This window comes from Pseudomonas sp. D4002 (genome assembly GCF_013385665.1).
In the GTDB taxonomy this organism is placed as follows: Bacteria; Pseudomonadota; Gammaproteobacteria; order Pseudomonadales; family Pseudomonadaceae; genus Aquipseudomonas.
In genome coordinates this window covers 10,070-14,528 of record NZ_JACAPN010000057.1, presented here as the reverse complement: position 1 = coordinate 14,528, position 4,459 = coordinate 10,070, and the positions used below count along the sequence as shown (strand labels likewise).

The 4,459-nt window shown below is 60.5% G+C and carries 5 protein-coding genes; 1 reads left to right on the top strand and 4 read right to left on the bottom strand.

Annotated elements, in window-relative coordinates; all coding sequences use genetic code 11:
• Positions 1 to 31: 31 nt before the first annotated feature.
• The gene (locus HX824_RS30580; RefSeq protein WP_008431185.1) at positions 32 to 496 is read right to left on the bottom strand and encodes a hypothetical protein; all 465 of its coding nucleotides are present in this window, start codon (positions 494 to 496) and stop codon (positions 32 to 34) included.
• A 133-nt stretch (positions 497 to 629) separates the two neighbouring features.
• Here HX824_RS30580 and HX824_RS30575 point away from each other — a divergent pair, with 133 nt between their 5' ends.
• The gene (locus HX824_RS30575; RefSeq protein ID WP_173406087.1) at positions 630 to 1,910 is read left to right on the top strand and encodes an MFS transporter; all 1,281 of its coding nucleotides are present in this window, start codon (positions 630 to 632) and stop codon (positions 1,908 to 1,910) included.
• On the opposite strand, the gene HX824_RS30570 is transcribed toward HX824_RS30575, so the two are convergent.
• The 3 genes from HX824_RS30570 to HX824_RS30560 are packed head-to-tail and all read right to left on the bottom strand — an operon-like array spanning position 1,902 to position 4,299.
• Positions 1,902 to 3,443 carry a cryptochrome/photolyase family protein gene (locus HX824_RS30570; RefSeq protein ID WP_177055925.1) on the bottom strand — a complete coding sequence of 514 codons (1,542 nt, stop codon included), beginning with the start codon at positions 3,441 to 3,443 and terminating at the stop codon, positions 1,902 to 1,904. The genes HX824_RS30575 and HX824_RS30570 overlap by 9 nt on opposite strands.
• Entirely contained in the window at positions 3,440 to 3,745 is a 306-nt protein-coding gene (locus HX824_RS30565; protein ID WP_102606191.1) for a DUF6482 family protein, read from the bottom strand. The genes HX824_RS30570 and HX824_RS30565 overlap by 4 nt, the downstream gene beginning before the upstream one ends.
• A 17-nt stretch (positions 3,746 to 3,762) precedes the next feature.
• On the bottom strand, positions 3,763 to 4,299 hold the full coding sequence (locus HX824_RS30560) for a DUF3833 domain-containing protein (RefSeq protein ID WP_008431193.1): 537 nt from the start codon (positions 4,297 to 4,299) through the stop codon (positions 3,763 to 3,765).
• Positions 4,300 to 4,459 lie beyond the last annotated feature (160 nt).

The window sequence follows — 4,459 nt, the reverse complement described above, 5'->3', positions numbered from 1 at the left end:
GCGGAGCGTGGGAACGATCATTTCGAGGAACCTAGTTCTGCGGCCGCTGTTTGGTCGAGTCCAGCTCGGCCTTTTTGCCGGTGCTGATCTCGGTGATCTGCGCCGACTTGGCGATCGCGAAATCAAAGGTGTCCTGCATCTTGGCGATGGCATCGGTCGCCGTGCCGTTGAGCCCACCGTTGGCTGCCCAGTCGAAGTTCCACACCCCGGAAAAGTTATCGGCACCGGCCACATCATGGGTTTCGATCGCGGTGAACACGTCGGGATGGCGCTCCATGTACTGGGCCGCAGCGCTCACATCGGCCGGCACCTTGCCCGAGGCATTGCTGGCCAGTTGCGAAAGCTCTTGCTTGGTGATGGCCGACTTGCCCGACTGGCGCATGTAATCGGCGATCACCTTGCTCGACTTGGAAATATTCAACTTGTCGTCGAATACCGACGTCGAGGCTTTTTGAGTGGTCGGTCCGCCACCGGCGGGTGTTACGGTAGTAGACATCGGCGCTGCTCCCTCAATGAATTGGATGACATCGAAGCCGACGTTAGCATGGGCAATTGGCCATTTATCACAGGCTTCACAACAATTCGCAGCGGCCGGAAAATTTCACAGCGTTTCGCACAGGGAAGGGATGGTGTTCAGGACGAATCAAGGGCAAAGCCGGTTTGCCGGTTTTTTCATCAGCCGCAATTTTTCACTTTTATGGCTGGGCCAGGCGCTCTCGTCCTTCGGCGAGTATGTGCTGGAGAGCACGATCATCGTCTGGCTGGTGACCGATCTGTTCCGTGACAGCGCCTTTCTACCCAGTGCCGTGGGCCTGGCGGTGGCGGCCTCGGCGATCCCGCGGGTGCTGGTGGCGCCATTGGCGGGTGCCTGGGTCGACCGCCTGACCCCGCTCTACGTGATGATCAGCGCAGACGCTATCCGGGTGATCAACTTCCTGATCTTTATCCTGATCTATTCGCTGTCCGGCCTCGATCAGATGCAAGTGTTCGCCGGCGTGCTGCTGTTGCTGGTGATGAACAGCAGCGCCGCGCAGTTCTTCAACCCGTCCCGGCAGGCGGTCATGCAAGTGATCATTCCCGCTGAGCGGCGGGTGGAAGCGTCGGCCAAGACGATGTTTTCCCTCACGGGCATTTCGGTGCTTTCCGCCTCCGTGGGCCCGGCGCTGTTTGTGTGGGTGGGGCCGATCTGGGCGTTGCTGATCAATGTGCTGGCGTTCAGCTGTTCAGCGCTATGTATCCTGGCCACCCGAGATTTGGGGGCTGCATTGCCCGCAGAGCGCGCCTCATTCTGGCGTGGACTCTTGGCCGGCCTGCGGTTTTCCTGGGGGCACCCGTCGATTCGAACCCTGCTGACCGGCGTGGCGTTATATGGCTTTTCCCTCGGTATCAACAACGTCGTCCTGTCGTTGTATGCCTTCAAAACGTTGGGCCTGAGCCCGCGTGAATATGGCCTGGTACTCGCCGCATTCCCCGTCGGCGGGCTGGTGGCGGCCTTTCTCGTTCGGCCGCTGTTGAAGGTCTTGAGCATTCGACGCGCGTTCACCGTGGCGCTGTTGTGCCTGGGGCTGAGCTACCTGGGCTATGCGTTGCATCCGCCGTTTTACCTGGCCTGGGGGCTGATGTTCTGCTGCGGGCTGTGCTTTTCGGTGTTTGCCATGGTGCAGGGGCCTATGCTGCAAGAGGCCGTGCCGGCAGGCTATATGGGCCGAGTCTCCGCGACCGTGACGCCGGTGCTGGCCATTGCCTCGCTGACCGGCACCCTGGTGTGTTCCCAGACGCTCAACCTCGTGCAAGGTGTGGATGTGTACGGCGGCTATATCGTTATCGCGGCGGGCTTGCTGCTGACGGGAGGTGGATTGATGCTGCTCGGTCAGCGTGCCGGCAAACACCAAGTCGCCCGCTCAAAGTGACTCGCCCGCATCCAGCTTCGCCAGCAGCCTCTGGCCCCGTTCCCACAGCGCGTCCTGCTTGGATTCAGGCATCCGGTCGAGGTTCTTGTAAAGCATGGCCATGCGCTGATTGCCCCGCAGCAGGTCGCCGTGACGCATCAGGAAGTGCCAGTAAAGCGCATTGAACGGGCAGGCATTGTCAGCGGTACTTTCCGTGACTTTGTACGCACAGCCTCGGCAGTAGTCCGACATGCGCTTTATATATTGGCCGCTCGCGCAATAAGGCTTGGAACCCAGGTAACCGCCATCGGCATGCATCACCATGCCCAGGGTGTTGGGCAGCTCGACCCAGTCGAACGCGTCCATGTAGATCGCCAGGTACCACTCGCATATCTGGCTGGGCACGATGCCGGCCAGCAGGGCGAAATTGCCGGTGACCATCAGCCGCTGGATGTGATGGGCATAGGCATGTTTCAGGCTTTGGCCGATCGCCTGGCGCATGCAGTTCATTTGCGTCTCGCCCGTCCAGTAGAACTCCGGCAGCGGGCGGCTGTTGCCGAATGCATTGCCAGCGGCATAGTCGGGCATCTTCAGCCAGTACACGCCGCGTACGTACTCACGCCAGCCAATCAGTTGGCGGATAAACCCTTCGCCAGCGTTCAGCCCGATGCTGCCCGACCAATAGGCCGCCTCCACATCGCTGCACAGCTGGCGCAGGTCCAGCAGGCCGATGTTCAGCGCTGCGCTGATACGGGCGTGAAACAGGAACGGCTCGTCGCTGGCCATGGCGTCCTGGTAGTCGCCGAAACCCGCCAGGCCATAGTCCAGAAAGTAGTCCCAGAGGGCCTGCGCGTCGGCGTGGGTCACGGGGTAATCGAAGGTGTCGAGGGAACCGTAGTGGCTGCTGAAGTGTTTACCTACCAGCGCCAGCACGTCCTGGGTGATCGAGTCCGAGCTGAAGCGCGCCGGGTAGGGCGCCTTGGTGCCCTTGGGCAATGCCTTGCGGTTGTCCGCATCAAAGTTCCAGGCACCGCCCACTGGCGTACCGTCACCGTTGAGCAAGAGCCCGCTCTTGCGGCGCATCTCTCGGTAGAAGTACTCCATGCGCAGCTGTTTTTTACCGCTGGCCCAAGCGGCGAACTCGTCACGGCCGCACAGGAATCGGTGGTCGGCATGCCACTGGATCGGCAAACCGCAGTCCTTCAGGGATTGCTCAAGGCGCCAGTCACCGCATTCGGTCAGGTGTATTTCCCGGGGTTGCATCAGCGATTGCCAGCGCCTTAACTCGCCGGGCACCGAGCCGGTGTTTTGCGGATCGTCCAGGGTGACGTACTGCACCCGCACGCCACGCTGCTGCAAGGCCTGGGCAAAATGGCGCATGGCGCTGAAGACCAGGACGATTTTTTGCGGATGGTGGGGCACATGGCTGGCTTCCTCCATGACCTCGACCATCAAGACCGCATCGCGCTGGCTGTCCAGCCCATCCAATGAGGCCAGGTCAAACGACAACTGGTCGCCCAGCACCAGGCACAGGTTTCGAACTGCCTTGGTCACCAAGGCGCTTCCAGGGAAAATGGCGTTCGCAGTGGCTCGATAGCGCCTTCTCGCCGGCCGCACATTTCGTCATGCACGCACTGATGCACGAGGGTGCAGGGAAACGCAGGGACTGCCTGCAACACGTCACGCAAGTGATTGACGGAGCGAAAGTGCAGGGGCTTCGCCGACTCGTCCAGCAGCGTGAACTGGCCGTGGTCCAGCGTTACGCGCGCCAGATAGAAACCACCTTCCAGCGACAGCAGTTCCATTTCGCGTACAGCGCCTTGGGTGGCCAGTTTGGTCAGGGCTTGCAGGTTCATGGTTCACTCCTTAGCGGTCAGGGTTGTGAAGACTGGCGACGGAAGAACAACGTCACCTGGCCGACTTCCACACCCAACTTGGACATGCTGGAGCGGTTGATCAACGTGTCTTCGTCCATCAGGTACATCCAATCGTCGAGGCTCACTTCGTAGACGGATCCATCAACCGGCAGGTTCAGGACGTAGCGCCAGCGCAGTGCGTTGCCCGCCACTTCGCCCCTGGCCTCGCCCACCACATCACCGGCCCGTCCGCGCCAGTGGTTGGGGCCGTCCGGGGTGAGGGTCCAGACACGTTGCTGGCGAGTACCATCGCTGTATAGAAAGCGCTCATCGAGAATCAGGTTTTCACCCTCGCGGCGGCTGGCGATATTCACCTCGAAACGCTTGGCCACTTCACCCGAGCGTTTCTCGAAGATGCCCCAGGCCTTGACGGGCTTGCTGAAGAAGCTCACCAGGTCCAGTTGCGGTTGCTGGTCGGCATAGTGTTTTACATCCACGCTGCCACAACTGCTCAGGCCCAACACCAGGGCCAGCGAAACCAATAGACGGGTCATTGCGGTTCTCCCCGAGAGGGCTTGATACTGCTGATACTTGTACAAAATAATAAAATTGTACAGGTATTTAGCGCATTACCAGGATGTTACCGGCTACCGGCCTGCCCATTTATGGCGGGTATATGCAGCCTCAGGGGACCAGGTGCAGATGATCGTTCCC